At 54.6% G+C, this 26,014-nt stretch carries 30 protein-coding genes and 2 pseudogenes; 22 read left to right on the top strand and 10 right to left on the bottom strand.

Going from position 1 to position 26,014, the window contains the following annotated elements:
• The coding region (locus Q363_RS41890) for a hypothetical protein (RefSeq protein WP_157468305.1) at positions 1-269 on the bottom strand (269 nt) is incomplete at its 3' end.
• Positions 270-527: 258 nt separating this feature from the next.
• Between Q363_RS41890 and Q363_RS35235 the strand changes: the two genes are divergently transcribed.
• Entirely contained in the window at positions 528-767 is a 240-nt protein-coding gene (locus tag Q363_RS35235) for a hypothetical protein (protein ID WP_157468302.1), read from the top strand.
• A gap of 353 nt (positions 768-1,120) precedes the next feature.
• Here Q363_RS35235 and Q363_RS35230 read toward each other — a convergent pair whose 3' ends face one another.
• Together Q363_RS35230 and Q363_RS35225 are read right to left on the bottom strand one after the other, a co-directional pair.
• Positions 1,121-1,483 (bottom strand): hypothetical protein, encoded by a 363-nt coding sequence (locus Q363_RS35230; RefSeq protein WP_051979795.1) that lies wholly within the window; start codon positions 1,481-1,483, stop codon positions 1,121-1,123.
• 102 nt (positions 1,484-1,585) lie between these two features.
• Positions 1,586-1,993, bottom strand: coding sequence for a winged helix-turn-helix transcriptional regulator (locus Q363_RS35225; RefSeq protein ID WP_051979794.1), 408 nt, complete (start codon positions 1,991-1,993; stop codon positions 1,586-1,588).
• A gap of 117 nt (positions 1,994-2,110) precedes the next feature.
• Here Q363_RS35225 and Q363_RS35220 point away from each other — a divergent pair, with 117 nt between their 5' ends.
• The 8 genes from Q363_RS35220 (at position 2,111) to Q363_RS35190 (ending at position 8,110) form a co-directional block, all read left to right on the top strand.
• On the top strand, positions 2,111-2,860 hold the full coding sequence (locus tag Q363_RS35220) for an SDR family NAD(P)-dependent oxidoreductase (protein ID WP_035359839.1): 750 nt from the start codon (positions 2,111-2,113) through the stop codon (positions 2,858-2,860).
• 133 nt (positions 2,861-2,993) lie between these two features.
• Positions 2,994-3,344, top strand: a complete 351-nt coding sequence (locus Q363_RS42580) for a PaaI family thioesterase (RefSeq protein ID WP_051979793.1) — start codon at positions 2,994-2,996, stop codon at positions 3,342-3,344.
• Positions 3,233-3,493: a PaaI family thioesterase gene (locus Q363_RS47440; RefSeq protein WP_084081074.1), complete on the top strand. Its 261-nt coding sequence runs from the start codon at positions 3,233-3,235 to the stop codon at positions 3,491-3,493. The genes Q363_RS42580 and Q363_RS47440 overlap by 112 nt, the downstream gene beginning before the upstream one ends.
• A gap of 57 nt (positions 3,494-3,550) precedes the next feature.
• Positions 3,551-4,117, top strand: coding sequence for a sigma-70 family RNA polymerase sigma factor (locus tag Q363_RS35210; protein WP_035359838.1), 567 nt, complete (start codon positions 3,551-3,553; stop codon positions 4,115-4,117).
• Positions 4,114-4,995 (top strand): zf-HC2 domain-containing protein, encoded by an 882-nt coding sequence (locus Q363_RS42575; RefSeq protein ID WP_035359837.1) that lies wholly within the window; start codon positions 4,114-4,116, stop codon positions 4,993-4,995. Before Q363_RS35210 ends, Q363_RS42575 begins: the two co-directional genes overlap by 4 nt.
• 1,235 nt (positions 4,996-6,230) lie before the next feature.
• Complete coding sequence (locus Q363_RS35200; RefSeq protein ID WP_211256500.1) at positions 6,231-6,860, top strand: TetR/AcrR family transcriptional regulator; 630 nt, start codon at positions 6,231-6,233, stop codon at positions 6,858-6,860.
• A 94-nt stretch (positions 6,861-6,954) separates the two neighbouring features.
• On the top strand, positions 6,955-7,140 hold the full coding sequence (locus tag Q363_RS47435; protein WP_035359836.1) for a ketopantoate reductase family protein: 186 nt from the start codon (positions 6,955-6,957) through the stop codon (positions 7,138-7,140).
• 46 nt (positions 7,141-7,186) lie between these two features.
• The gene (locus Q363_RS35190; RefSeq protein WP_035359834.1) at positions 7,187-8,110 is read left to right on the top strand and encodes a hypothetical protein; all 924 of its coding nucleotides are present in this window, start codon (positions 7,187-7,189) and stop codon (positions 8,108-8,110) included.
• Between the two features lie 60 nt (positions 8,111-8,170).
• On the opposite strand, the gene Q363_RS35185 is transcribed toward Q363_RS35190, so the two are convergent.
• Positions 8,171-8,977, bottom strand: a complete 807-nt coding sequence (locus tag Q363_RS35185) for an IS5 family transposase (RefSeq protein ID WP_035359832.1) — start codon at positions 8,975-8,977, stop codon at positions 8,171-8,173.
• A gap of 903 nt (positions 8,978-9,880) precedes the next feature.
• Here Q363_RS35185 and Q363_RS37370 point away from each other — a divergent pair.
• The 10 genes and pseudogenes from Q363_RS37370 (at position 9,881) to Q363_RS45225 (ending at position 18,065) form a co-directional block, all read left to right on the top strand.
• Complete coding sequence (locus Q363_RS37370; RefSeq protein ID WP_051979792.1) at positions 9,881-10,645, top strand: helix-turn-helix domain-containing protein; 765 nt, start codon at positions 9,881-9,883, stop codon at positions 10,643-10,645.
• Positions 10,646-10,870: 225 nt separating this feature from the next.
• Positions 10,871-11,260: a nuclear transport factor 2 family protein gene (locus Q363_RS35175; protein ID WP_035359830.1), complete on the top strand. Its 390-nt coding sequence runs from the start codon at positions 10,871-10,873 to the stop codon at positions 11,258-11,260.
• A 542-nt stretch (positions 11,261-11,802) separates the two neighbouring features.
• A pseudogene (locus Q363_RS35165) lies at positions 11,803-13,279 on the top strand (aldehyde dehydrogenase family protein).
• Positions 13,280-13,616: 337 nt separating this feature from the next.
• Positions 13,617-13,997: an RNA polymerase sigma factor gene (locus Q363_RS47430; RefSeq protein WP_084081072.1), complete on the top strand. Its 381-nt coding sequence runs from the start codon at positions 13,617-13,619 to the stop codon at positions 13,995-13,997.
• A gap of 193 nt (positions 13,998-14,190) precedes the next feature.
• Positions 14,191-14,514 (top strand): peptide deformylase, encoded by a 324-nt coding sequence (locus Q363_RS45815; RefSeq protein WP_281176135.1) that lies wholly within the window; start codon positions 14,191-14,193, stop codon positions 14,512-14,514.
• A gap of 25 nt (positions 14,515-14,539) precedes the next feature.
• Positions 14,540-14,758, top strand: a complete 219-nt coding sequence (locus Q363_RS45810) for a peptide deformylase (RefSeq protein ID WP_281176134.1) — start codon at positions 14,540-14,542, stop codon at positions 14,756-14,758.
• A 283-nt stretch (positions 14,759-15,041) separates the two neighbouring features.
• Positions 15,042-15,581: a sigma-70 family RNA polymerase sigma factor gene (locus tag Q363_RS35150; RefSeq protein WP_035359825.1), complete on the top strand. Its 540-nt coding sequence runs from the start codon at positions 15,042-15,044 to the stop codon at positions 15,579-15,581.
• Positions 15,582-15,706: 125 nt separating this feature from the next.
• Positions 15,707-16,696, top strand: coding sequence for an NADPH:quinone oxidoreductase family protein (locus Q363_RS35145; RefSeq protein ID WP_035359823.1), 990 nt, complete (start codon positions 15,707-15,709; stop codon positions 16,694-16,696).
• A 260-nt stretch (positions 16,697-16,956) separates the two neighbouring features.
• A complete protein-coding gene (locus Q363_RS35140) occupies positions 16,957-17,340 on the top strand; it encodes a GMC family oxidoreductase N-terminal domain-containing protein (RefSeq protein WP_084081071.1) in 384 nt (127 codons plus the stop codon).
• Between the two features lie 512 nt (positions 17,341-17,852).
• Positions 17,853-18,065 carry a hypothetical protein gene (locus Q363_RS45225; RefSeq protein ID WP_035359817.1) on the top strand — a complete coding sequence of 71 codons (213 nt, stop codon included), beginning with the start codon at positions 17,853-17,855 and terminating at the stop codon, positions 18,063-18,065.
• 102 nt (positions 18,066-18,167) lie between these two features.
• On the opposite strand, the pseudogene Q363_RS47425 reads toward Q363_RS45225, so the two are convergent.
• A pseudogene (locus tag Q363_RS47425) lies at positions 18,168-18,305 on the bottom strand (UvrD-helicase domain-containing protein); the annotation flags it as partial.
• A gap of 330 nt (positions 18,306-18,635) precedes the next feature.
• Here Q363_RS47425 and rocF point away from each other — a divergent pair.
• Positions 18,636-19,559 (top strand): arginase, encoded by a 924-nt coding sequence (gene rocF / locus Q363_RS35120; RefSeq protein ID WP_035359815.1) that lies wholly within the window; start codon positions 18,636-18,638, stop codon positions 19,557-19,559.
• A gap of 27 nt (positions 19,560-19,586) precedes the next feature.
• Here the strand turns inward: rocF and Q363_RS46010 are convergent, their stop codons facing one another.
• The 5 genes from Q363_RS46010 to Q363_RS43565 form a co-directional block, all read right to left on the bottom strand.
• Positions 19,587-19,775 carry a sigma factor-like helix-turn-helix DNA-binding protein gene (locus tag Q363_RS46010; RefSeq protein ID WP_342667489.1) on the bottom strand — a complete coding sequence of 63 codons (189 nt, stop codon included), beginning with the start codon at positions 19,773-19,775 and terminating at the stop codon, positions 19,587-19,589.
• Between the two features lie 143 nt (positions 19,776-19,918).
• Complete coding sequence (locus Q363_RS46005) at positions 19,919-20,302, bottom strand: RNA polymerase sigma factor (protein ID WP_342667490.1); 384 nt, start codon at positions 20,300-20,302, stop codon at positions 19,919-19,921.
• 362 nt (positions 20,303-20,664) lie between these two features.
• Positions 20,665-22,029 carry a condensation domain-containing protein gene (locus Q363_RS35110; protein ID WP_035359813.1) on the bottom strand — a complete coding sequence of 455 codons (1,365 nt, stop codon included), beginning with the start codon at positions 22,027-22,029 and terminating at the stop codon, positions 20,665-20,667.
• Positions 22,030-23,336: 1,307 nt separating this feature from the next.
• Complete coding sequence (locus Q363_RS41875) at positions 23,337-23,870, bottom strand: tyrosine-type recombinase/integrase (protein ID WP_051979791.1); 534 nt, start codon at positions 23,868-23,870, stop codon at positions 23,337-23,339.
• Positions 23,871-23,890: 20 nt separating this feature from the next.
• Positions 23,891-24,571, bottom strand: a complete 681-nt coding sequence (locus Q363_RS43565; RefSeq protein WP_211256499.1) for a hypothetical protein — start codon at positions 24,569-24,571, stop codon at positions 23,891-23,893.
• Between the two features lie 207 nt (positions 24,572-24,778).
• Here Q363_RS43565 and Q363_RS39890 point away from each other — a divergent pair, with 207 nt between their 5' ends.
• Together Q363_RS39890 and Q363_RS35100 are read left to right on the top strand one after the other, a co-directional pair.
• Positions 24,779-25,030 carry a helix-turn-helix domain-containing protein gene (locus tag Q363_RS39890; RefSeq protein ID WP_157468299.1) on the top strand — a complete coding sequence of 84 codons (252 nt, stop codon included), beginning with the start codon at positions 24,779-24,781 and terminating at the stop codon, positions 25,028-25,030.
• 152 nt (positions 25,031-25,182) lie between these two features.
• Positions 25,183-25,989, top strand: coding sequence for an IS5 family transposase (locus tag Q363_RS35100; protein WP_035359811.1), 807 nt, complete (start codon positions 25,183-25,185; stop codon positions 25,987-25,989).
• Positions 25,990-26,014: the final 25 nt, after the last annotated feature.

Raw genomic sequence — 26,014 nt, 5'->3', positions numbered from 1 at the left:
GGCCGCCGTGCGACCTCGTCGCGGATGCGACCTGCAACTTCCGCAGTCACCCGCCGCTCGGGTCCATGCCGCCGTTGACGCACTCGCTCCAGCCGCCCGCTCCGTAGTTGCTGTTTGCGAATCTTCCGCACATACTCGAAGCTCACCGCGTAGCGCTCGGCCAGCAGTCGCAGCGACACCCCACCCCGCGCATACGCCTCTAGAATCCGGCAGCGCAAATCGTCGGAAAACGCTCGCCCCATCGTCTCGTGTCGCAGAAAACTCGCCAATACCACTCTGCCCTACGACACTACTCCCTGGGTATAACTACCTTGGAACTGCTCTAAACCTTTCCTAACGGAGCAGAACTCTACAAGCCAATAACATTCATCAAGGAGAAGCGCAATGAAGAAACGTTTAATGATTGCGGCATTGTGCGGCGTGTTCATGGCGTTTCCGGTCTCGCCGGAAGTCCATGCCAAAGGGTGAACCTCACCGGAACTTGGAAGGTAAAAAGTGATAAGGACCCCGGAGTAACAATCTTAAAGTTGAGCCAGTCAGGGGATTCTGTCTCGGGCACGTGGCAACCAGCTCAGGGCGATCCATCCGAGATCGAGAATGGCAAGGTCGTAGGCGAAACACTGACCTTCTCGTTCAGCCGCAACACCCATCCTATCAATGTGACGGGCCGGCTGAGCGGCGACACCATATCCTTCGATATCACTGGGCATAAGTGGGGCATGTGCAAAACGGTCCATCGCACCGCCACTCGAATAGCCTTGAACTAGGCTTCGAATGTTGTGGGCGAAGCTGCATGAAGCTATCGAGGCGGCGCTGACACGGATTCAATCACGAGAGGAGAATACCAGCATGCCGATTGAGAAACAGAACCAAAGCAAACCACGGGTCTGATTTTAGGAGCGACAGGGCGTACCGGGAGCAAAGTCATTGCCGAGCTTAAGCGAATTAATACCGTTCAGTTTGTCTACTCGTCCCGCAAACTGGAGCAGGTGGAAGCCCGGCGCCACGATGGGAGAGATCCACACGCGAGGAGCACAGCGAGCAACGCTCGGTCACGCTTTCCTTTCAGACGCTGACAACCGGGTGCTTGCCAAAGCGCGTGACCTTGCTCTGCCGTTAATCAGTTCCCGAGGCGCATACCTAACTTCTTCACCCCCCCCAAATCGGCGCTGAGAAGGCCGCAGTCAGCCGCTTCGTATGCGAGCCGACGCACGGCGCCCAGACGGAGATTGACGGTGCCTGGTGCGAGTTGACGAGATTCGAGATGAGAGCGGTCGCGCAAGACAACTATGCTGTTGAACGCCAATCGCGGTTCCGAGCAATACCAATCAACGAACTCATCGATGGCGTGACGATAGCCCCTCTTTGCGTCCGTGGAGTTAAGGCTGTTCAACACCGCGGCCTTGGCGTGTTCCAGGTCCGGCAGACGAAGGACGGACTTGGTGCTGCTGCGCTTTCTTCGCGAGCTGGGCTTCTGCTTCATGATCCGTGGCCTCCAAACCACCGATCAATGATCAGCGCAGCGCCAGACCTGTTAGATCAGGTTTGAACGTCACTCGGGAGCTAGATTCCGAGCCACTGCGAGTCAGCGATCTTGCAGCAGTCTCTTAGCTAATCTGGTCTCTTTACGACGTCGATCAGCGTCATAGGTCTCTTGCGCGGTTCGCACGGCAGCAGAGTATTGGCGGGTCCAGTTGTACAAGGCCGTGACCGGAGCTTCGAGCGTATCCCCTAACGGCGTAAAGGAGTATTCGACGCCGAGAGGAGAATCGGTAAGGACCCGTCGTGCGACAAGGCCGCTGCGCTCAAGCTGGCGCAGACACTGCGTAAGAGTCTTCTGGGAGATGCCGGGAACGGAGCGCTTCAAAGCATTGAATCGCGCCTTGCCTTCGTGATCGCAAAGTGCGCAGAGGATCAGAAGATGCCAGCGTCCGGCGATCTGGTCCACAAGCACACGGTCTAGTCGAACACTCATCTCGATTGCTTTACCCATGGCCAGTTACCTCGGTTCTCCTTAGTGTAGTTCAGGTGCGTAATTGACACTAGGTATTGTGCAGATACCATTATGGAGTGGTCAGAGCATGACGCGTGGAAACGATGAGGAAAGAAAATGGGCGTTTTAGACGGTAAGGTTGCACTCGTCACGGGAGCTTCAAAGGGTATAGGCGCAGGAATAGCAAAGGGATTGGCGGCAGCAGGCGCCTCCGTCGTGGTGAACTATGGCTCCAGCAAAGAGGACGCAAACCGGGTTGTGTCGGTGATTGCAGAACAGGGCGGCAAGGCGTTTGCGGCGCAAGGGGACGTCTCGAAGAGCGGCGATGTGAAACGACTCTTTGCGGAGGTAGTGCGCGAGTTCGGCGGACTGGATGTGCTGGTCAACAACGCCGGTGTGTATTCGTTCGGTCGGTTGGAGTCGGTCAGGGAGACGGAGTTTCACCGCCAGTACAACACGAATGTATTAGGAACGCTACTGGCGACGCAGGAAGCAGTGAAATTGTTTGGAGAGAAGGGCGGCAGCATTATCAACATTGGAACCGCGGGCACGCATAATCCTGGTCCAGCGATGGTTCTGTATTTGTCAACGAAGGGTTCAATCGACATAATCACCCAGGTTTTGGCGAAGGAGCTCGGGCCTAAGAAGATCCGCGTAAACTCGATCAATCCGGGCGGCACGGAGACCGAGGGTGCTCATGCGCTCGGCGTGATCGGCAGCGATTTTGAGAAGCACCTCATCTCGCAGACACCACTAGGTCGATTCGGGCAGCCCGAAGATATAGCGCCGGTTGCAGTTTTCCTATCTTCTGAAGCGTCGCGCTGGATCACAGGCGAGATCCTCCTCGCTTCAGGCGGCATGCGCTAGAAATTCAAAGAGCCTGCCTGATCGGAGTTACCTGGCACTGTTCGACGCCGGACTCGCGCGAGAGGAGACCGAGAACAGTTTCCTTAGGACGGGCGGTTGGAGATGGCGTTAGACAGAACATAGGAGAGTAAACGTGGATGAACTTCTTGATGTCGTCACCCGTGCTTACGAGTATCAACGTGTACGCCCCGCCGTAGTTGGAACGACGAGCGGCCTTGAGACGGTGCAGCTTACTTTGGAGGGTAAGCTACCGACTCCACCGATCATCGCCACGTTGGGCATCTCGCTTGTTGAGGCGGCCGAGGGCCGCGCGGTCCTTGAGGGTTCGCCGGCCGAGTGGCAATACAATCAGCTCGCAACCGTGCATGGAGGATGGCTCTCCGCGCTACTCGACTCAGCGCTCGGTACGCGGCCCAAAGCGTGCTGCCCGCAGGTCGCGGCTTCACCACCCTCGATTTGCATGTTCGGTTCGTGCGCGCCGTAACCGAGGCAGTATCTCGATTACGCACGGAGGCACATGTAACCCACGCAGGAAACCGAACTGTAACCGCCGAGGGTCGCATCGTTGGCCCGGATGGGAAGGTCTACGCCACCGGAACCACATCGTGCCTCGTGCTGAAGATGGAGCAATGAAGGGGACTTACCGCAAATATCTCCCACGGTGTTGTGTTCAGTAAAGAGTGAACAAATATGTCATGGAATCACGACGGAGTAAGCCAGGCCGACTCGATGGGCATCGAGTATCTCGACGGATTGTACAGCTACGCGCTGGTCTTGACCCGCAATCATGCAGATGCAGAGGACTTGGTACAGGAAACCTTTGTTCGTGCGTTGCAGGCGATGGGGAAGCTGCGAGCGGGCAGCAACATGAAGGGCTGGCTCTTCACGATCCTGAGGAATATATGGTTCAACCAACTGAGAAAGTTGCGCAATGGTCCTCAAATGATTGAGATCGAGATTGGTGACGGTGTTTCCAACAGTATTGCAGAGCCATCCAAAAACTCACATGATCTTTACGTGAGCAAGATGGAGACACAGCAGGTGCAGGCGGCGATTCAGGAACTGCCAATGCAATTTCGCGAGATTATCTTGCTGCGAGACTATGAAGAGCTCTCGTATCAGGAGATTGCAAGTATCTTGGACTGTCCTGCCGGAACCGTGATGTCACGTTTGTGGAGAGCACGCGCAAAACTTCGTGCGTCGCTGTCAGCAACGTTGAAGGAGTCGAATTCGTCGTCGGTGAGAGGTTCACAATGAAGGGTTGCAACGACTACGGCGCGAACATCCAGCTTTATCTTGACAAGGAATTAACTGGTCAGGATCTTGAAGAATTTCACGCTCATGTAGAAGAATGCTCCGCCTGCCGGCTGGAGCTTGAGGCGGAAGAGGAGTTATCAGGTCTCCTGCATCGATCACGGCCGTTGTACTCAGCTCCGGATGCTCTGCGCAAGCGAGTCATACGAGCGGCACAGCTGTTTCCCTCGGCCGCGACACATGCGCCTGTCCGCCTCCGAAAGCGTATCGCAAAGGTTTTAACACGACCATTGCAATCTGCTACACGTCCCTCTTGGCCGGCGCTAATCGCAGCAATTCTTCTGGTTGCTGTAGGGCTTCTCGTTGCGCCGGGAATTCTGCGGCAGTCGCGTGCAAATAGCTACATCGAAACCGCGATTGCGGCTCACCGCAGTTTTCTGAGCGGCAGTCTCCCCCTTGAGGTCCAGTCCGAATCGCCTGGCGTAGTCACCGCATGGTTTGCCGGTAAAGTGCCTCTCAATTTTCGTCTTCCCAATTCCGCAGAGGAATCGGGACATGAGCAAGTCTACCGACTAGTGGGTGGGCGTCTGGTGAACTACAAAGGTGAGTACGCTGCCTTGGTTGCTTATCAGGTGCAGCAACAAAAGATCAGTCTTCTCGTATCTTCGAATAGATCTGCGGTGGCTGCTGGAGGGGAGGAGGTCCCTTCCGGCGGGATCGTATTTCATTACAGCAAAAAAGCAAGCTTCAATGTCATTACTTGGAGCATTCACGGACTCACGTATGCTCTTGTCTCATCTTTACCTGGTTCTGGGCGGGAGTCCTGCTTGGTGTGCCACCAAAATATGGCGAATAGCGGCCACTTCAGCGCTCACCGATGAAACGCATTTAGTGATAAGTGTTGATAACCGCTCTGCCTAACAAGCACTGGCTCTCATAAACATGAGTAGAATAGTAGGAGAAACAACTTGTTAGTGACTACAACCACAATCAGGGAACGAAGGCCGAATTCGGGGATGGGGTTTGGATCGAGGTACAGGTCGCGCGCTGATTGTGAACGCTCGCGTGTGTGACCCACGCGAGAGAACCTCTTCCGTTGCGCTCGCGCTGAATCGAGAACTGGTCGTTGACGAGTCTGCAGCAACGGCTGGTGAAGACCGGAGGACGGCTGGTCAAACATGCGCGCTACGACTGGCTACTTTCAAAGGGAGGCCATTCTCGACCTCCTTCGAAAGCAACAATGCGCATAAAGGCAGACCAGCAGATGTTGAATGTGAACTGTAATGACACAGGTCTTACGGTTCAGAAATAACTGTAGTTAAAACCTGAAAGTTAAAGCAAGAACAACAGTCGGGTCGGTCCAGCCTGCATTGAAAATATATGTTGTGTAATTCAATGAACGGTAAGAGAAACCCACGGAGAATCCTCGCTGGACGTCGAGCGGTGTCTGGTATGCCTTTGTACGTTGTGCGACCAAGCCTACGTTGCACCAGTCCGTCAGCGAAAACGTTGCCTCATTCCACGAATAATAGAAGCTGTTATTACCCGGCCTATATCGGGGGTCCTATGAAACCTTCGGCTGCATTTGCACTTTTTCAGTCCTCGGCCAAGATTGAAAAAGCTGCGAACATCTTCGGTGGTGTTTATTTGATCTCCGACAAAGGCGTCTTCGAAAAAACAATTTCGGCCCGGCCTGACCCTAACGTTTTTCACGTTTACCTGGGATAGGTGTAGTGGCCACATCCAGCCGAAAACCTCCGTTAGCGTAGAGGCGCTTCTGCGAGGCGCTTCTGCAAATCATTGATTTTGTTGAGGGGCAATCAAGCAATTAAGGCAGCTCACGATCGATTCAATTGCTGATATTGAATACGAGAGCGGCGGGCGCGGCCCTTTCTGCAGCCCTTAGAATCAGAGGCTTACAAATTTTCGCAGTTCCCGGGAATGACCAAATGGAAGTTTTCGGCCGGATGTGTGACAGTACCCCATTACGTGCGCAGTAACAAAGAGCCATCTGCTTTTTGGAGCTAGTTCTAGGCTTCTGACGGAGTTTGAAATCTCCCCGCCCCGCCTGGCCTGAGGATGGACGCTCAAAGGGGAGCTGCATAAAATCAGCGTGATGAACATGGATGAAGATCTAAAGAATGGAAGGCCTGCGGCTTCCCGAGGTCGTCCACGCCAGTTCGACGCGCAGAATGCGCTGACCGCAGCTTTGAAGGTTTTTTGGCGGAAAGGTTTCGAAGGTACGTCATTAAGCGATCTCACAGAGGCGATGGGCATCAATCGAACAAGCATGTATGCCTCGTTCGGCAACAAGGAAGAATTGTTTCGCAAGGCTCTGGACCTCTACGAGAGGGAGAAGCAGGCGTTCATTCGCTCAGCCCTCGAATTGCCGACTGCGCGAGCAGTGGCCGAAGCGCTTCTGCGTGGCTCGCTCGATATCCAGACCAGCAGATCCGACCCTCACGGTTGCCTGAAGGTAATGAGCAGCGTGGCCTGTTCGGAGCAGTCTAAGTCGGTCCGCAAGGAGATCGTCGCCCGCAGGCTGGACGACGAGACCGCTTTGACCGCACGACTTCAACGCGCGCAGGCCGAAGGAGATTTGCCGGACGGGGTCGACCCGGCAGGTTTGTCACGATGCCTCTACGCAATCATCCAAGGCATGGCTGTTCAAGCTGCGAGTGGTGCCTCGCGCCACGATCTTGAACGTCTTGTGGAAACCGGTCTTTGGATGTGGCCGAGCCGATAATTACACCGATCGGTAAGAAATCAATTGACGCCCGATCTCGCCGGGGAGTATTAATGTACTGTTCGGTAAGAAATCCACAGATGGGAAACGTATCTTGAAGGGCAACATCCCACAAACACCACAAATCCTTATCGTTGGCGCGGGGGCCATGGGCTTGGTGGTCGGCTATCACTTGCAGCTTGCGGGAGCGGCCGTGGACTTCCTGGTTCGGCCCGCGAGGGTGCCAGAGATGTCCCGTTCACAGGTTTTTTACTCATACGACGACGTTTGCAGACTATAGGCTCATATCAGACGTCGCCGAGATATCGCGCAAATCCCACGACTATGTGATCGTTACGCTGGATGGTTTCACCACGCGCAGCCTTGAGGGAACAGCGCTCCTCAAATCCATCGGCGATGCGATCCGGGATTCTTCGACCGAGATTATCATCGGCGGAATCGGTGTTGGTCTGCACGACTATTATGTGCGCACCATGGCGCTTCCAGCGCGCCGCATCCTCAATGGGGCGCTGGGCTTGCTCTGCCACCAAGTTGCCAACTTCAGAGCGCTCCTACACGCTCCAACCGATCCAGTTTTGTTGTCGAGAGCGGATGTTGCGTATCGTCACGTCCACAAGTCCAGCTTCCTGCTAGACGACCGGTTCCCCGAAGCCGCGCAACGGTTTGCCGCAATCTACAATGCGTCCGAAGTATCCTCCTGCCAGATCATGAAGCGGCAGGAATTCGCAATGATGACGCTGTTCATGTTTCCGATCCTTGCGGCCAGCGAGCTGCTCAAATGGCCGCACGCGAAGGATCTGGGTAACAACAAAGAACTATGGGCCTTGACAATTCTATCGGTGCAGGAAATCCAGGGCTTTGAGGAGCATGGCGCGGCGGGCACGGCCGCCCGTGCTGCCACGACCGGAGACGGACTTCTGGAGATGTGGACGTCGCTGGAACAAGCGGCGTTTCCACTGGATTTTGCCGGGTTCAACAAATTCCATCATGGCGGCAAGGTCAGGGCACAAGATATCGAGTTGCTCAAGGACTGCGTGAAAGTCGGAGAACGGGAAGGCCAACCTATGTCCGCCTTAAAGGAGCTCTTAGACAGAGTGCAAACACAGTATTTGCGAGGCATCGTCGGTGATTTGCGGAGAATATTCCAATCTCATTACCCTTACTCCAGAAATACGGGCCGTTGCAAAACATCAGTTTTTGAGTTGCGAGCGCATTGCACGCGGCCTTCCTCCAACAAGCTGGCTTTTTGAATCTAATGTACAACTTTCGGAAGTGGTGTATTACCTCAGGCTTAGAAGCTGTTAATGACTTCAGTTGAGGATTTTGAAGATTCTGCTGAGCATGAGGCAGGCGAAGGCGAAGTAGTGAAAGGCGGCGAGGGTTTGCGAGAGGCGTTCGTAGTCTCTGGCCAGGCGGCGGAATCGTGCGGCCCAAGCGAAGCTTCTCTCGACGACCCATCGGCGCGGCAGCAGGACGAAGCCGCGTTTGGCCTCCGTGTGCTTGACGACCTCCAGTTGAATGCCGTGCCGGGCGGCCGCGCTGTCAGTGGCTTCTCCGGTGTAGCCCTGGTCGACGTAGGCAAGTTCCACATGGTCTCCGGTGATCTGCTGCACCGCTTCGGCGAGCTTCTCCACCTGGGCGCGGTCCTGCTCGTTGGCGGCGGTGACATGCAATGCGAGCAGGTTGCCCAGGGTGTCTACCGCAGCGTGCATCTTGGCTCCTTTGCGCCGCTTGGCGCCATCATATCCGGCCCGCGCACCCGACTCCGGCGTGGACTGCAGCGTCCGGCTGTCCACCACCATCGCCGTGGGCTGCGGCTTGCGCTCGGCAAACTCACGCAACAGAGAGCGCAGGTCTTCCACCATGATCTCGAAGCATCCGGCACCGATCCAGCGCCGCGTCTGCTGGTACACCGCCGGCCACGGCGGAAGATCGTTCGGCATCATCCGCCAGTGCGCCCCCGTCTTCACCAGCCAGCGCAGAGCGTTGAACACCGCACGCAAACTGTGCGACCGCTGCGCAGCGTCCTCCCGGCACAACGCCAGGTAGGGCGCCACAAACGCCCACTCCTCATCGCTCACATCGCTCGGATAACCAACCTGACCCTTATTCCCCATCCAAACTATGCTGCGCGATGACAACAACACAATCGCCGCCTTTCTACAGATGGGAATTAAAGTCATTAACAGCCTCTAGGGTCACTCACTGGGCCTTTCACGGCTATTTCATTTTTTGAGCGACGGGGGCAAGCCTATGCAGGATCGCACGCAAGATGCTTTCGGCCTGCACGGGAATTTAGGCACGTCTTCCGTGTTCTTACCAGTAAGGCGCGAACTCATTGTGAATATGGCTCGCTATGAAGAAAGAAGATTTCGAGTTAGAGATCACTCCGTTCCAGACTCGATTCTATTTGACAAGGTTTTTTATGCAATACAAAACACTGGGAAATGCCGGCTTACTGGATTCGAGGATAGGTTTGGGCACCATGACGTTCGGACATGGGCAAGATCAAATGGCCAATTTTGTCTCGAATCGTTGCCGTAACCCCTTTTCTTGTTACATCAATCCCTTTGTAGCTTCTATTCGGCGAAATTGTTGGAATATTTCAATAGATGGATTTTAGGCGCATAGGCAGGAAAAACCGGGGTTAGCGATCGTCATGAGTTGGCCCAGACCTAGAGCAATTGCAACAACGCTGATATCGGGGAAGGTGAGGACTTAGATGCCGCGAGGCTGTTGCAGTCGGCGAGGTTTCGGTCTTCGGCCGGATTTGGGAGTTTCGACAACAGCGTTGAGAGACTGAGAATCAGTTTATGCCCAGTTGTAATAATCGCACCACAGCGCACTATTTCGATCAAGATGACCTAGATAGCGCGCTCAGGCAAGGTGGAATTGCGTTGGATGTCCTTTCGGATGCGACGAATCCTCTTAACGTTGAGATTGGATTCAGGCATACGGCATGTGCTCGCGTGTTGACCGTCTCGGGAGACCCTACGCGAGTAGCTCGCGGATCACGACATGTGTCCCGCGACGATGGCGGATTTCTCGGCGTTCTCTTCCAGCGAATGGGCCACACGCTCTGCAGTCAACGAGGACAGCAACAGGTGATTAAGCCTGGTGAAATCACAGTATGGCACGGTAGACAATCCCTCGACTTTCGAATGCCGGAACGGTTCCGTAAGATGTGTTTGCTCGTACCCATCGAGCGATTCGAAGGCTTGATGCCAGACTCCGAACTCCATGTCGGAGCTCATCTCAAGGCAGGCACAAATCTGTCTAAGCTACTTGGTGCCTGTCTTAACACTCTTGCCGATAACGTGCTCATAAGCGATGAAGAGCCCGGCGATGCCGCCGTCGAGGTCACGCTAGAAATGCTCGGTGCAGCGCTGACAAGGAACAAGGAATCGCTGGACAGGAATCCCCGGACGAGCTTGTTCGAGCGTATTCGGGCATTCATTGAAAAGAGACTCGATGAACCGGATTTGTCTCCCTCCACGATTGCCGGGGCGCACGGTATTTCGGTTCGGTATCTGCATCTGGTTTTCAGCGAGCGTGGCGTAACCGTTGGAGAGTGGGTTCGATTGCGTCGTCTTGCGCAGTGTCGCGTCGCACTGACTGACGTTCGCCAGGATCGAACGATCACCGAAATCGCAATGAAATGGGGATTCAGCGACGCCGCCCATTTCAGCCGTTCGTTCAAGGCGGCCTTTGGCATTTCTCCAAACGCTTTCCGTCGCGCAAAGACATCGGCCTTGGGCGATGTTAGTCCATGTCTTGATATGTGAAGTGCGGCTCCGCGTTCAGGTAAGTGCATTGATAGACCAGGACATACCCAGATCCACATGTCCGTGCACAGTTCTTCAAGAAACACTGCGTTCCAATACAAGAAAACACACTTTACGGCGGCTAAGCTATCTTACAGCTGATTCAGCGTGCTGCATAAGCTCTCATTCATGTTCGTCTTTTGAAGAGGCATTGAGTCAGTGTCGTCGTTAGCCAAAGGAGCATCCATGTCACCTGACCATATAACCATAATCGATCGCATCTACGAAGCGTTCGAAACCAGGGATTTTCTCACCTTCTTCAATTTTTTATCTCCTACGATCCACATCACACAATGCCCTGAGGTTCCATGGGGCGGTGTCTACCATGGACAAGAGGAGACGAAGGTCTTCTTCGGAAAAGTAAACACGTACCTAGAAGATCATGTAGCCATCGAACGCGTTATCGATGGCAACGATCGCATCGCGGTAATCGGCCGAGGTCACGGCACGATCAAGGCTACTGGTCGCGGCTTCGATGTGCCAATTATGCACCTGTGGGGATTCCAGGACGGGCTGGCTGTCCGACTTGAGATTGTTCTCGACGTACCGATCATGCAGGCTGCGCTCGAGCCATAGCACAAGGCTCGTAGTGAGGTTCTGGTCTTTTCGGCCATAACGGCTACAGCGTTCCAGTAACGCCCGAATAAGTAGCCTGGTAGGTTGTTCGGGATAGTTCCAGGAAATTAGCGGAGGCACCTCTTTGCCGAAAAGTGACTACAAATTGCGATGGTCATCGCCGAAATGACTGGGCTGCGTCGATTGAACATATAGTCGTCCGTCTTATCCAACGATGCGCACAGTTTTATCGCATTGGCTAGGAATCGAGCTTCGCAATAAGGAGCCTACTGTGATTTTCCAGATACAGACGAGCATTAGTTGTGCTTTGGATAACACGGTCGACGGTAAAGCGGAGGAGCCGCGCACACCAGACAGTTACTTACAGTCGCGCAACACAGACAAGTGCCTACGGATGAGGTGGGGTGCAGTTGACGGCTCATTGTTGGCAAAGTGGGAGTTCCATAAGCCACAGTCCAAAGGACAACCTCAAGCAGGCCCACTGATCAGGTGAGCACGGCTGATCTTTCGATGAGTAGGAAGAACAAGGAAAGGACCGCCCAATGACCTCTGTAATTTCGCAACCCTCAAAGCGCAAGGTCGCTGTGCCTGCAACTAGGCTCTTGATCAACAATCGGTGGATCGCGAGCGAAACGGGTAAGACCTTTGCAGCCATCAACCCCTCCACTGGCGAAGAAATCTGCCAGGTTTCCGAAGCCGACGCCACCGACGTAGAGAAAGCGGTAAAGGCAGCGCGGACGGCGTTCGAACTTGGACCATGGCCCAAGACGCGCGCATCAGAGCGAGGACGTCTGCTCCACCGTCTCGCCGACCTTATTGAAGACAACGCCGATGATCTTGCCAGTCTTGAATCCCTGGACAACGGCATGCCATTCTCCATCGCGAAAGCCATCAATGTTGCTGCCACTGTAGCCTGCTATCGGTACTTCGCGGGCTGGGCTGACAAGGTTCAAGGCAAGACGATCCCAATCGACGGCGACTACTTTTGCTACACACGCCAAGAGCCGGTGGGCGTGGTCGGTCAGATCCTTCCCTGGAACTTTCCGCTGATGCTGCAAGCATGGAAGCTTGCACCCGCCCTTGCCACTGGGAACACGATAGTAATGAAGCCGGCCGAGCAAACGCCTCTATCCGCCTTACGCATGGGTGAGTTGATTTTGGAAGCCGGATTTCCGGAGGGAGTGGTCAACCTGCTGCCTGGATTCGGCCCGATCGCGGGCGCGGCCATTGCGCGCCATATGGATGTGGACAAGGTAGCGTTCACCGGTTCAACTGAAGTAGGTCGTCTCATCATGGAGGCAGCCGCAAAATCCAACCTAAAAAGAGTCGCTCTCGAACTTGGTAGCAAGAATCCGAATATCGTCTTCGCGGATGCCGATCTGGATGAAGCCGTCGACGGCGCACACTTCGGATTGTTCTTCAATCAGGGCCAAGCTTGTACCGCGGGGTTTCGGGTATTCGTCGAGCGGAAGATCTACGACCAGTTCGTGGAAAAGAGTGGCGCTCGAGCAAGAATTCGCACCGTGGGCGATCCGTTCGATCCTGGGACGGAACAAGGTCCCCAGAAAGATCAGGCACAGCTCGACAAGGTTATGGGCTACATCGAATCGGGGCAAAGTGAAGGCGCGAAGCTGGTTTGCGGCGGCAAACGTGTTGGAAATCGCGGGTACTTCATCCAGCCCACTGTTTTCTCCGATGTTCAAGACGATATGAAGATTGCTAAAGAAGAAATCTTCGGTCCAGTCATGAGCATCATTCCCTTCAAAGATATCGATGAGGTGATCGAACGAGCAAATCAGACGACCTATGGCTTGCTGGCCTGTCTGGACCCGTGACATCAAGAAGGCGCGCTCGGCTGCAGATAGGTTGCGTGCCGGCACGGTTTGGATGAATTGCTACAACGTCGTGAATGTCGGCGCTCCCTTTGGCGGTTTCAAGCAGTCTGGCATTGGACGCGAGTTGGGTGAATATGGACTGCAACAATACACCGAAGTGAAGACCGTCATTTCGACACTGTAAAAGCAAACGGACAATGCCCAGCCGAGCAACCATCTCCTGAAGGAATTAACAGATGGGCAAAAGCACTACAACCAGCCAAACTGCAGGCCACGCCGGTCACCGCCTACCCGTAGGTGGAGACCGCACCCGCATCGTTGTCTGGCTTCATCACAATCAGGCCCGGACCGAAGACCATCAGAAAAGTATAGAAATGCTTTTTGGCCACAACATATTTTTTGCCTGACTTCTCATTGCGTTTGTTGCTCGCGTTTGTGCCGGGCGGTCATGAGGCGGGCGGGTTTGACGTGGCACTGTTACACAAGAATCACACAATCTTTGCAGTAAGGAGTGAATCGGAATGAATGCTATTTTGGACTTACAATCGCGGAGTGAAGATAAGACCATAAGCACTTCGCAAGAGAAGCTTGAAGCGTTGGATATCATGTTTTCGCGATACCGTCGCGCTCTTTCTCTGGTCGCGTACCGCGTGCTCGGTAATCATGAAGAGGCCGAGGATGCCGTGCAGAACTGCTTGCGGACAGCTGCCGATAACGTTCCGCGGCTCGAAAATGAAGGTGCCTTCCGCTGCTGGCTGGTTAGAGTCGTTATCGATCAAGCTGTGCTACTTCTTAGAAAGCAAAGTGAGACACCTGTTACTTGGTGCGCACCATCTTGTGAAGAAGGCAACGGTCATCGGTCCCATCTTCGCCGCGAAGCTTCTGAACCGACGAGCCGTTGACGGTCAAAACGTGACTGTTTTCGCAGGGTATATGAGTCCATCACAATCGGAAGATGGGCTTACTTCCGAATTCCGATGACTCTATTGTTGAATGGCACGAGGGAATAACCTCCGCCGTTGTTTCGCGGCTACGTTTTCGAACTAAAGGTAGCGCGAGTTCAGCACGGGGGTCATAGCGAGAGGACGGTTAGCAGTGATTCTCAAGATTTGCGAAGTTGGCAATCCTGTTCTGCGCAAGGTTGCGCGTTCGTTATCTGCGGACGAGATCCGCAGCAAAGACATCCAGGGCTTGATTGAGTACATGCGAGACACCATGCGGGATGCTCCAGGTATAGGCCTGGCCGCCCCGCAGATTGGAGAATCGTTTCAGATCGCAGTGATTGAAGATAAGGCCGAATATCAGAAGGGCCTCACAGCCGAACAATTGAGCGAGCGCCAGCGAGTGCCCGTCGACCTCCATGCAATCATCAATCCGCAAAATAGATCTGCTCACACCTCCGGATGTGTCCTTCTATGAAGGCCGTCTCAGCATCCCGCGACTGATGGCAATGGTAGCGAGGTCGCGCTTCGTTCGAGTGACCTGCCTCGACGAGCATGGGGAACAGAGGGTAATCGAAGCGGCGGCTTGGTATGCGCGGATTCTGCAACACGAGATCGACCATCTCCACGGCCGGCTCTACACCAATATCATGCAGCCCGAGACGCTTACCACAATTGACAACCACCCGCGCAATAATCCGGCGTCAACCTCTGTGAAATAAACGATGGAATGGCCTGCTCATGATCTATCTATGGTTCATCGGAGAGATTCCTATCCATCGCCGTCGCACGTATCGTTGTCTTCCTTCATCACAATCGGGCCCGGACCGAAGACCATCAGGAAAGTAAGGATGCGCTCTGCCACGCGCTGCGGACCGCTACTCCTTTTGCGGATGTTCTTGTGATCTCAACTTCAGCCATCGGCTACCGTATGACACTAACGAAAAATTCCCCCAGCGCGGGAATAGATCCCAGGGTGTGTTGCTTCTTAAAGAGTGAATAAATATGTCATGGAACCACGACGGAACAGATCAAGCGAACGCCGTTGGTGTCGAGTATCTCGACGTGTTGTACAGCTACGCACTGGTCTTGACTCGCAATCAGGCGGAAGCAGCCGATTTAGTACAGGAAACCTACGTTCGCGCCATGCAGGCGATGGAGAGGCTGGCAGCGGACAGCAATATAAAGGGCTGGCTCTTGACCATCCTGAGGAATGTCTGGCTTAACCAAGTAAGAAGGCGACGACATGGTCCTCAAATGATTCAGACGGAGTTCGGCGATGATGTTGCAAGCAGCCTCATCGAGCCATCCAAAGGCCCTCATGATCTTTATGTCAGCAAGATCGAGGTAGAGCAGGTGCGAGCGGCGATCCAGGAGCTGCCACTACAATTTCGCGAAGTTATCCTGTTGCGAGAATATGAAGATCTCTCGTATCAGGAGATAGCGATCGTCTTGGGCTGCCCTATCGGGACGGTTATGTCACGCTTAGGAAGGGCACGTGCAAAGCTTCGTTCATTGCTACCAGCGACTGATTCACGGCGCTGATAATCACTTCCATTTGGTAAAGCGTCCTACCGCTGTCCCAATCTTCCTTCGATAGGGAATAAAGCGGGTGTTATGTGTCCTCTCTCTAGGCAACTTAATTTGGATGCAATGAGGAAGGGTTGAAAATGAAGCAGTGGCGGTTAGAACACTTTGGAAGCCCGAAGAAGGTATTAAGCATCCAGGAGGTTGCCTTGCCCGCCCCGTCGCCAAGTCACATCGCTATAAAAGTCAAAGCGGCAGGCTTGTCATTGCCAGATCTCTTGATGATCAAAGGCGAACATCCAATCATTCCTGCACCGCCTCTTTCACCAGGTATTGAGGTTGTCGGGGAGATCACTGCAGGAGGTGACGGTGCCGCTCCTTTCAAGGTCGGCGATCGGGTCATGACGATAACGTCCTTCCTGGAGGGATGGGGCGGACTTGCTGAGTATTGCATTGCTGAGGCTGGCAGAGCTGTTCTTGTCCCTCCGGGAATGTCGGACGTTGAAGCAGCTGGGTTTGTTGTTTCATTTACTAACGCCTACGTTGCGCTCGTGCGGCGGACTCTTTTAAGAAAGGGAGAAACACTTCTCGTCCTTGGGGCATCTGGCAGTTCGGGATCTACTGCCATTCAACGTGGTAAGGCTTTGGGCGCAAGGGTAATTGCCGTTTCTAGCAGCGACGCAAAACTAGAGTTCTGCAGAACGATGGGCGCTGAAGACGTGCTCAGTTATCGGGGTAGTGACATTGCTCCTAAAGTTAGGGATTTGACACGAGGCAGTGGAGTAGATGTAGTTTTCGATCCTGTAGGCGGAACTCTCGGCAATCAGGCTACGCAATGTATCGCACGACATAGACGGTTTGGACTTATAGGCTACGCAAGTGGCTCTTGGGTCAAGCTCAATCCGCTAGACATAGTCCTCAAGGATTATTCCGTTGTCGGTCTTCTTTCGGGCTTTTTGCCTCCGCAAGAGTTTAGTGCCGTCACCTCAGTTCTAATCGATTTTGTGAAGATAGGAAAGATCAGAACTCCTGTCACAAAAGTTCTTCCCTTTAGCGATGCTCCCAGTGCGCTTTCGGAAATGGAGAAGGGTGAACTACCGGGTAAGATCATTATTCCGTTGCAGAGTAATTGAACCTTCTTGGGAGCCAGCTCATCATTCGTCGTTGATCCTGCCTCTCCGCAGAGAGTCTTTGAACAAACATCCTCTTACGTGGGAAATAGGAATAAAGGAAGCGTCGACATGTTAATGCTCCATAGATAGGAGATTTGTTGAATGAAATCGACAACCACGACAGCTCTTAGTGCAAGCGCAGATCGTGAGCGCATTGCTGACGCATCTGATTCTGTTGAGCGAGCAGGCGTCGGCCAAAAGAGCCGCGCCACGGCTCTGAAATCCATTACGACTTCATCGTCTGCGGGTCAGGTTCTTCCGGCTCGGTGGTTGCGCGTCGGCTGGCTGAGAACCCGGCTGTCAGCGTGCTGCTGCTTGAGGCGGGTGGAAGCGACGATGTGCCCAGCGTCATGGAAGCGAATCAATGGCCTCTGAACCTTGGGAGCGAGCGCAACTGGGGCTTTTCGGGAAGTTATAACCTGCACCTCAACGGACGCTCCATGCCTCTCCCGATGGGCAAGGTGCTGGGAGGCGGTTCCAGCATCAACTTAATGGTTTGGTCGCACGGTCACAAACATGACTGGGATTTGTTCGCGGATGAGGTGGCCGATACCGCATGGAATTATGAGTCGGTCTTGAATATCTACCGCCGCATTGAAGATTAGCATGGAGTACCGGACTCGAAGTACCACGGAGACACTACACCGGCCAGGCGTGGATCTTCCGAAGTGGGAGCGTTGTCGACGATGGCCTCGGCCACAGATGAAGCGCCGACGACCTCGCTCGTCGTTCGGTTCAGTCCGAAACGCCTGAGTAGGCTCTGTGGTAGGTCGACTGCATACTTTGCGCGCGTCCACGGCAACATAGAGGAGTCGCAGCTCCGCCGCGATGCATTCCTGGTGATCAGAACGTGTCGATGGTGGACGCGTGGAGAGGAAATCGGGATCGATTTCGACGTACCCCCACTCTCTGCCTTTCGCTTTGTGTGTCGTTGAGCAGATGATCCGGGCATCCCCCTCGTTGGGAACACAACCGGCGATCGCCCTGAGCATCGTTTCTTCCCATACTCCTGGACGAGGTTGACCAGACCACGGAGGTATTCCCCCTCCGTGCGGGTGCTGAACGACATAACGTCCTTCCAGGTAGCAAAGCCCAGCAATTCAGGCGATTGTCCCGCTTGTCCCTGCTTGACGCGACGGACATCGGTCAACAACATCTCCAGGCCACTGGTTCCGCCAAGAACATGACAGGGTATCCTGCGGGAAAGGCATTTCAGAACATTCCCTATGACGCCGGCATTGGTGCGGGACAAAATGACCTGAGGATGGACCAGAGCAAGATGGGACTGTATCGCTTCCAATCCTCGCACCGGTTGCTTCGCTCCGAGTGAGCGAAGAATTGCAGTTGCAGCGGTGGCAATTGCCGGGCCGAACCGGTACGACTGGGAAAGGAGAACATAGTGAGGTGTCGCCACCTGGGCCATCGCGTTCACCGCTCCCCGCCATTCATAGATCTGTTGATAGGGGTCTCCGACATATACGACAGGACAGTCCATCCGTTTCAGGACGCCGAGCGGAACAGGATTCAGGTCCTGTGCTTCATCGACGAGGATGTTGGGGGTATGGTTCAGGTACCACTCCGTTGTCTTCCTAATAATGCGCTCTGTAACTCATACCTCTTGGATTTGAAAATCACAATGGGTGCAGCTTCCTGTTAAGTGGTCAGGGAAATGAAGGACAGACTCAGGCTAAAAGCCGGTTACGGAATTACATCTTAGCCATCTCGATCCTATCGGATTACCTAGTCTTAAATGCAAAAACGCTCGCACCGACGAGTTTAATCATCCACAAGCAGGATCTTGGCTGTAACTTGGCCAGGCCTGCCAATTGCGCTGGAAACGGAATAGACGGCCGCCTCAAGTGTTTTTACAGCAGAACAATATGAGGTGTATGTGAACACAATGTGTATTGCAACGCGGCAGATCGAGATCATCGGTGTGCCGCTTGACCTGGGACAACAACGTCGCGGGGTTGACATGGGCCCATCCGCCCTACGCGTTGCAGGTCTCATAGCAAAACTCGAAGCCCTCGGTCACACCGTCACCGACGGCGGCAATGTTCCCCTCACCGTCGCCGAAACTATGCACCGCGGCGACGACCATGCGCACTTTCTGAAAGAGATCGCACTGAGTGCGGAACAAACCTCAGAGTTCGTGCAACGCGCGCTTGCACACGGCGCAACGCCCATCGTCCTAGGCGGAGATCACTCGGTCGCAGCAGGTACCGTCGCCGGCGTGGCAAACTTCTTCCGCGCAAAGGACGAATCCATCGGTCTGATTTGGCTCGACGCACACTCCGACATCAACACACCCGAGACGTCGCCCTCCGGCAACGTCCACGGTATGCCCGTCGCCGCACTGCTTGGCATGGGTCCCGCTCCTCTGAGCGACCTTCTTGGATGGTCACCGAAGCTACGCCCCGAGCACACCGTCCTCGTTGGCATCCGCGATATAGACGAGACCGAAAAAGAGAATATCCGTCGCGTCGGCATCTCCAACATCTACACAATGCGTGATATCGACGAACTCGGTCTCCGCGTTGTAATGGAGAGGGCCACCCTCGCAGCCTCCACTGGCACAGCCGGTTATCACGTATCGATGGATATGGACTGGGTTGACCCCGAAGACGCCCCCGGCGTCGGCACTCCCGTACGAGGCGGAGCCACCTATCGCGAAGCCCATCTCGCAATGGAGATTCTTGCAGACCACGGCGGTATGCTCAGCTTCGAACTCGTCGAGGTAAACCCAATCCTCGACGAACGTAATCGCACCGCCGAACTCGCCGTGCAACTCACTTGCTCAGCCTTCGGCAAAAAAATCTTATAGAGTATTATCGGCTGATAAATAAATCGATCATAAGGTGAGCTTGTCCAAATTGATTGTTCCGACAGTAAACAAGTACTGAAACAGCGTACGAAGCTTTGCGCGTGCTCTCCCCAACCCCGACATGACGGTTCCGATAGGACAGTCCAGGACGCTCGCAATCTGCTGATACGATAGCTCTTCATATTCTCGCAGCGAAATGATCTCGCGAAACTTCACGGGTAGCTCCTGGATGGCAGTCCGCACCTGCTCTGTCTAAACCTTGATCACATAGATATCATGAGAGTCTTTGGAGAGTTCTACGATGCTATCCGCAACCGCGTCGCCTACATCAATCTCGACGATCTGGGGCGATTTCGCTGTCACTTCAACTGGTTAAGCCAGACATTCCGCAGAATCGTGAAGAGCCAACCCTTCATGTTACTGTCCGCTCGGAGCCGTCCCATTGCCTGCACGGCCCGAAGGTATGTCCCTTGCACCAAATCTTCTGCTTCCGCATGGTTGCGGGACAGGACCAGTGCATAGCCGTATAATCCGTCGAAATACTCGATGCCAGTCGCGTCCGTTTGGTCTGCTCCGGCGTGGTTCCGAGCAACGCAAAACACGCATGGCGAAACACGTCGAGCGAGCCAGCTGTGCAATTGATAACAACCACTCCCCAACTCGGGAGGTTCTTTGAGGAGATCGGAAGACCCGTCACCGCACGAGCCCCTCTGTCGCCCCCAACGCTTGATGAACTTAAACATTTCATGCGCGTAGCTGCCAAATACAACTATTGGCTCGGCAGCCCAGCAGAAAATGCCGCAATCGGGATTGTCTTGTCTTGAAGAGGTGAGACAGAGTCCAAAGACTTGATCGGCGAAGCCGGCGATGCTTGTGTAGTGCTCCTGGAACGTCAGATCGGCGCGCCTGCATACAGCTGGTCGCTGCGCACAGCCAGGTAGCGTCTCCATATCGTCGGACAACGCCCAAAGCGCCAGCAATTCGAGTTGCGCTCAATTGTTGCGTCAACCTAACACTTTCGCAATGGTCAGCCTACAAAGCCCAGTTCTGTGCAGCTGGCAAAGGCGATCAAAACGCCATGGAAATTCTGAACTGTCCCGCACCCTCAGGCACGAGCTAGGATCTCGCGTGCATCTTCCAGCAAAGTCGGAAACATGTCACGGGCCACCAGAGTCATTCCAAGTCTTCCATTCACAGTAAGCACTGACACTTTCTGCAGAGCCGGTATGATGGATGGACTACCTGTAAACAGGTTGTCGATTTTAAGATCTCCGTATTCTGTGCGCACTTTATACCCGGCATAGTTCGTCACCATCAACTCATGTACCAGGGGCCCATTCAAAACGGACCAGTATAGATCTCGTGCGCTAAGTTCGTCTGAAATCATAGACGACTGCGCACCCAAAAGATGGCGAGCTCCCTCGGCGCTCTGAGCAGGCAACATATCTTCCCGTACTGTTCTCGCAATGTCCCAGAACAGCGCCCCATCTGGAGTTAGAACGGACCCATGATGTAATGAGACCAACATGCCTACTGCATCTGGAATGTTTAGCGTCTTTCGCATATCGATCGGCGAGACGCAGCGTACCGGCCCCACATTCCACTTTTCCGAGTAACGCTTTCCTGCCAGGGTGAGCGCAGCAACCAGTGCGGCATGCACGGTAGTTCCTTCTTCCCTGGCACGCTTCAGCAAGGCCTCGCTCTCTTCCACACTCAGCTGCAGGCGCTGTGCGCTAACTTGAGGCATCTCAACGGGGACCCCGTCTTCCGGAGCAACCGATTTTCCCTCCAACTTCTTTCCATACTCAGCAGGTGTTGGCGATCCAAGCAGTTGGCCGAGACCGGGCTGCACCTCAAGCGGCTTCCCCAAATCTTCTCCTGCAACAGAAGCCAGCAAATCCTGTACGAGAAGCAGATGCGATTTTCCGTCCAGGCTGCTGTGGTGTGTCGCAAACATAACGACACAATGATCAGGAGCATGAAAGAGAGTTGCCCGCGTAAGTGGACCGCTTCCGTCTCCAAAAGGTTGCTGGAGTTCTTTTTCCATCTCCTCTTCCAACACCAGGGAATCCGTCAGAGGAGTGATTCGCAAGGGCATTGAAACTCCCTGCACCTTCTCAAAAAAAGGACGTTGGCCGGGGGTCTTCCGTATCGACGCAGACAGAAGAGGGTACCGAATCTGTATGGCATTGAGCGCGTCCTTCCATTGCTCAATAGTTGTCGCACCGTTCACTTCAGCGACAACGGCGTGAAACAGGGGAGCACTTTGCTCAAGGAGCCAGAAGAACTCCTCAAACGTGTCCAGATCGCGAAGCCTGATCGCATTCACAGATTTAGTGCGTGCAACCTCTGGGGAAAAAATGGCGGACATAAACAAAGACACCTCTTCTATTTTCAAGTGTGGTTCTGATGCGAACCAGTGGTATGAAGACATCTGGCGAAAGGTGTCTTGGTCAAAGATAAAGACCATCTTTGAACTCGGGGATCTATCGGATAACGGTCCTCTGCATTCGGTTTGAGCAAAGATAATTTCAATCATGGACAATGCATTCGTCCGTGATTGCATCGTGGATAACTATGCGCACCGAGCATCCGCACATCGCGATGTAGGTGCTCGCATGGAATAACAAGGATACCGGTCGTTTATTCCAGACACTTCTCCGGTTCTGGATGCGGCAATCGAGCCAAATTGATTTGCTTGGCTGGAAACTCCCATTTCATAAATCAGACTCACGTACGCGCTTGAACAGCTCACAAGAGCCATCGTGTGACCAGTTCCATAATGGCGACTAGTGCGTTGGAATGACGCACGCTGGATAGCACGTGAGGAAATGAAGTGGGTTCGCTTGTGTTCTGACATGCCCCGGAATATTTTGAGAGAACCGGAGGTGCAGGTTCGGGAGAGCTCTGTCTTGATCTCAGGGCTTCGGCTATTTCGGGGCCGATATGGGGAATCACAGTAAACCTCATTGGAGCTCAATGGATTTGCAACGAAGAATGCGATGGCGTATTTTTCGCTTGCATTGTCAACAAAACACCTCTATGGATCTGTTTATTCCCGAACCAATGACCCTTATAGGGTGGTGGTCCAGAGGGATGAAGCACAGCCAAGCCTTTCCGCAATCTCACGATGGCGGAACTTCGCGAAACATTCACTCCATCGTGCGGGCGCGCCAGCAACGGCTCTCGTCGCTCTCGCATTCAGCTATATGTCAATACTGCTGTCGCGCTGTACTTAACTTGTAGATAAGCGCGATTTGCTGCGCTTAGCCTGTAGATTTGGATGCCCCCGAACTGCACTGATCTTGTAGACAACCTAGACGATTCGGGAGTTCTGAGAACCGACAACGGCGGTTCAGTCCGCCACTGGCAAGTGATTGACTACACAGTGACGAGGCCAGCCCAATTTTTTTCAGTTGTGACAGTTCGTGCAGGGGACACTCCGCGATCCGAATAACTCAAAGATCAAAGATCAAGGCAGTCTACAAGTTAAGTGCAGGAAAATCGCCGCAATAATGTCTACAGGTTTAGGGCAGTAGTCTACAAATTATGTGCAGCGTCTACGGGTTAAGTGCAGCATACAAGCTGCTGAAAACACACGAATCTGGGTCTACGGGTTAAGTACAGCGCGACACCAGTCAAGTGCGGTCGAAGCAAGGATGTGTGTATCTCCACTGTCAGCGGCAACCCTGGCGAACGAACGAAGGTTGCGCGATGCATCGCGAAGTTTATAACCCAGTGTCTGGCGAAGCGACAGGTAGCGTTCTACATCTGCAATTAGCATGAGGGCACCTCCGGCCAAGGTTGCGCGATCTCTGACAGCAGTCCAAAATCCACCTTGGCATACTGAGCCGTCGTGATAGGAGATCGATGCCGCAGAACAGCACCGATCCCGGCCATAGGCGCACCCTGGCGGAGCATGCTCGTGGCGGCGGAGTGCCGCAGCACATGAGCACCGTTGATGGGCGCGTTGATCCCGGCCCGGGACAGCGCACTCCGGACGATCTGGGTGACAGCCGCACGGGTCAATGGGCGAAATGGAGCCAGAACCGATGCAAAGACTGCGGGCACCTTCAAGGATGGCCTGCCTCGCTTCAGATAAAGCAGGATCGCGTTGCCGACCTCCTGCGGCAGTGGCAGTGACTCCTGGCGGCGCCCCTTCCCGCACACAATCATGCTTCCGTTTTGCCAATCGATATCGAGAAGCTTGAGTTGAGCGACCTCGCTGGCGCGCAACCCGAGTCGGGACAAGAGCAGCAGAACTGCCCTATCGCGGAGTTCAAAAGCGTAACCGGTGCAAGATCCAATCACCCGCTCAACTTCATCTGCGGTCAGAAACCGGGGGTTGATGAGAGTTGCCAGGGGGCAAAGCCGGGAATGGCATGCTCCCTACCCGGAAGGCACCTCCCTGTCACGCCAAGAAAGCAGACAAAGGAGCGGACTGCGACGGCGATGGTTCTGGCACGGTGCATACCGTGAGGGCGTGCGCGTTCCAATACAAAGTTGCGCAGAGCCTCTGCGGAATAAGCGCCGACGTCATCGCCAAGAGCCTCTCGAAGTCCTACAAGAATGCCTTGATAGGTGTCGAGCGTCGACTTAGTCACTCCACGATGCTGATGCATCCACAAACGGAAGTCTCCCAATAGGGGCCATAGTTCGCCAGCGCATGAGGCCGGAGGGAGAGGTAGCTCACCCTGCTGTTGGAGGAAGCGGATGAACAGTGCGGCAGCCGTGATCGAATGGTGGTTGGGTCCGCGCTGGTGACGAACGCGCGGCGACTTATGAACCGCCAACTTGCACGCTTCAAGGCCGCGAAGAAAGTCACGTGCACTGAACCCGTTGGCGAGCATCCAGTCTGTCCAAGCGGCCAGAGAACGCAGCAAGCCCTCTACGGAGACGGGACGATATCCACTCAGGTTGAGCCAGTTGGCGAAGGCGTCGATGTGATCTGCGGCGAGACCCTCACGGAGCCGTCGTCGAGTTACAGGTGAATGTAGGTGTGCTTCCAGCATAGTTAACCTCCCGAAGATAAATGAGGTTAAGTATCCGCTAGGACTCTGGAAGCTTCGACGGGCTCTAAATGCTACGGTGCGGCCGGTTCAAGACACCGGAAGCGCTGATCGCTTCGCTCACCGATCCGGTATTATGCGAAGCGAAACGTCACTGATATGCAGGCCACAGCGCCACTCCACGGCTGTGGCTTCGCATAATCCCGAACTTTGCATAATGCTCAGTTCGAGAGGGAGCTGATCCGCGAGCGTCAGCGCGAGGGAATTGCGATCGCAAGGCGGGAAGGGAAGTACCGCGGCAGGAAGCCGTCTCTGACACCGGCGCGGGCGGCCGAGTTGCGACGGCGAGTTGCTGATGGCGACTCGAAGGCTGCGCTTGCTCGTGAGTTCGGCATCAGCCGGGATACGCTATATCGGTATGTTCCGGTCAAAAAGCGCCGGGCTGGGAAGCGTGGAAGATGAATTGTATGCAGGGAATCGGAGGAGAGAAACGATGAGCGCCGCCCGGAAGGATTGAGCTACCGACCCATGCCGTCTAGAGGCGGTTAATAACTTTAATTCCCATCTGTAGGAAAGCGGTGATTGTGTTGTTGTCATCGCGCAGCATAGTTTGGATGGGGAATAAGGGTCAGGTTGGTTATCCGAGCGATGTGAGCGATGAGGAGTGGGCGTTTGTGGCGCCCTATCTGGCGTTGTGTCGGGAGGATGCTGCGCAGCGGTCGCACCGTTTGCGTGCGGTGTTCAACGCTCTGCGCTGGCTGGTGAAGACGGGGGCGCACTGGCGGATGATGCCGAACGATCTTCCGCCGTGGCCGGTGGTGTACCAGCAGACGCGGCGCTGGATCGGTGCGGGATGCTTCGAGATCATGGTGGAGGACCTGCGCTCTCTATTGCGCGAGTTTGCCGAGCGCAAGCCGCAGCCCACGGCGATGGTGGTGGACAGCCGGACGCTGCAGTCCACGCCGGAGTCGGGTGCGCGGGCCGGATACGATGGCGCCAAGCGGCGCAAAGGAGCCAAGGTGCACGCTGCGGTGGACACCCTGGGCAACCTGCTCGCCTTGCATGTCACCGCCGCCAACGAGCAGGACCGCGCCCAGGTAGAGAAGCTCGCCGAAGCGGTGCAGCAGATGACCGGAGACCACGTGGAACTTGCCTACGTCGACCAGGGCTACACCGGAGAAGCCGCTGACAGCGCGGCCGCCCGGCACGGCATTCAACTGGAAGTGGTCAAGCACACAGAGGCCAAACGCGGCTTCGTCCTGCTGCCGCGCCGATGGGTCGTCGAGAGAAGCTTCGCCTGGGCCGCGCGATTCCGCAGGTTGGCTCGAGACTACGAACGCCTCTCGCAAACCCTCGCCGCCTTTCCATACTTCGCCTTCGCGTGCCTCATGCTCAGCAGAATCTTCAAAATGCTCAACTGAAGTCATTAACAGCCTCTAGGAACGT

The organism is Edaphobacter aggregans DSM 19364 (assembly GCF_000745965.1).
In the GTDB taxonomy this organism is placed as follows: Bacteria; Acidobacteriota; Terriglobia; order Terriglobales; family Acidobacteriaceae; genus Edaphobacter; species Edaphobacter aggregans.
This window is presented reverse-complemented; position numbering and strand designations above follow the sequence as displayed.

Excerpts from the sequence above, each read along its gene's own strand:
- Q363_RS35230 (WP_051979795.1), bottom strand. The coding sequence starts at position 1,483 with ATGAAGCAGAAGCCCAGCTCGCGAAGAAAGCGCAGCAGCACCAAGTCC.
- Q363_RS35175 (WP_035359830.1), top strand. The coding sequence starts at position 10,871 with ATGTCACCTGACCATATAACCATAATCGATCGCATCTACGAAGCGTTC.
- Q363_RS43565 (WP_211256499.1), bottom strand. The coding sequence starts at position 24,571 with ATGCTGGAAGCACACCTACATTCACCTGTAACTCGACGACGGCTCCGT.
- Q363_RS47440 (WP_084081074.1), top strand. The coding sequence starts at position 3,233 with ATGGCTCTCCGCGCTACTCGACTCAGCGCTCGGTACGCGGCCCAAAGC.
- Q363_RS46005 (WP_342667490.1), bottom strand. The coding sequence starts at position 20,302 with ATGTTTAAGTTCATCAAGCGTTGGGGGCGACAGAGGGGCTCGTGCGGT.
- Q363_RS35200 (WP_211256500.1), top strand. The coding sequence starts at position 6,231 with ATGAACATGGATGAAGATCTAAAGAATGGAAGGCCTGCGGCTTCCCGA.
- Q363_RS35185 (WP_035359832.1), bottom strand. The coding sequence starts at position 8,977 with ATGGGGAATAAGGGTCAGGTTGGTTATCCGAGCGATGTGAGCGATGAG.
- Q363_RS35220 (WP_035359839.1), top strand. The coding sequence starts at position 2,111 with ATGGGCGTTTTAGACGGTAAGGTTGCACTCGTCACGGGAGCTTCAAAG.
- Q363_RS35110 (WP_035359813.1), bottom strand. The coding sequence starts at position 22,029 with ATGGTCTTTATCTTTGACCAAGACACCTTTCGCCAGATGTCTTCATAC.
- Q363_RS35225 (WP_051979794.1), bottom strand. The coding sequence starts at position 1,993 with ATGGGTAAAGCAATCGAGATGAGTGTTCGACTAGACCGTGTGCTTGTG.
- Q363_RS35150 (WP_035359825.1), top strand. The coding sequence starts at position 15,042 with ATGTCATGGAACCACGACGGAACAGATCAAGCGAACGCCGTTGGTGTC.
- Q363_RS45810 (WP_281176134.1), top strand. The coding sequence starts at position 14,540 with ATGGCAATGGTAGCGAGGTCGCGCTTCGTTCGAGTGACCTGCCTCGAC.
- Q363_RS47430 (WP_084081072.1), top strand. The coding sequence starts at position 13,617 with ATGAATGCTATTTTGGACTTACAATCGCGGAGTGAAGATAAGACCATA.
- Q363_RS35145 (WP_035359823.1), top strand. The coding sequence starts at position 15,707 with ATGAAGCAGTGGCGGTTAGAACACTTTGGAAGCCCGAAGAAGGTATTA.
- Q363_RS35100 (WP_035359811.1), top strand. The coding sequence starts at position 25,183 with ATGGGGAATAAGGGTCAGGTTGGTTATCCGAGCGATGTGAGCGATGAG.
- rocF (WP_035359815.1), top strand. The coding sequence starts at position 18,636 with ATGTGTATTGCAACGCGGCAGATCGAGATCATCGGTGTGCCGCTTGAC.
- Q363_RS35210 (WP_035359838.1), top strand. The coding sequence starts at position 3,551 with ATGTCATGGAATCACGACGGAGTAAGCCAGGCCGACTCGATGGGCATC.
- Q363_RS42575 (WP_035359837.1), top strand. The coding sequence starts at position 4,114 with ATGAAGGGTTGCAACGACTACGGCGCGAACATCCAGCTTTATCTTGAC.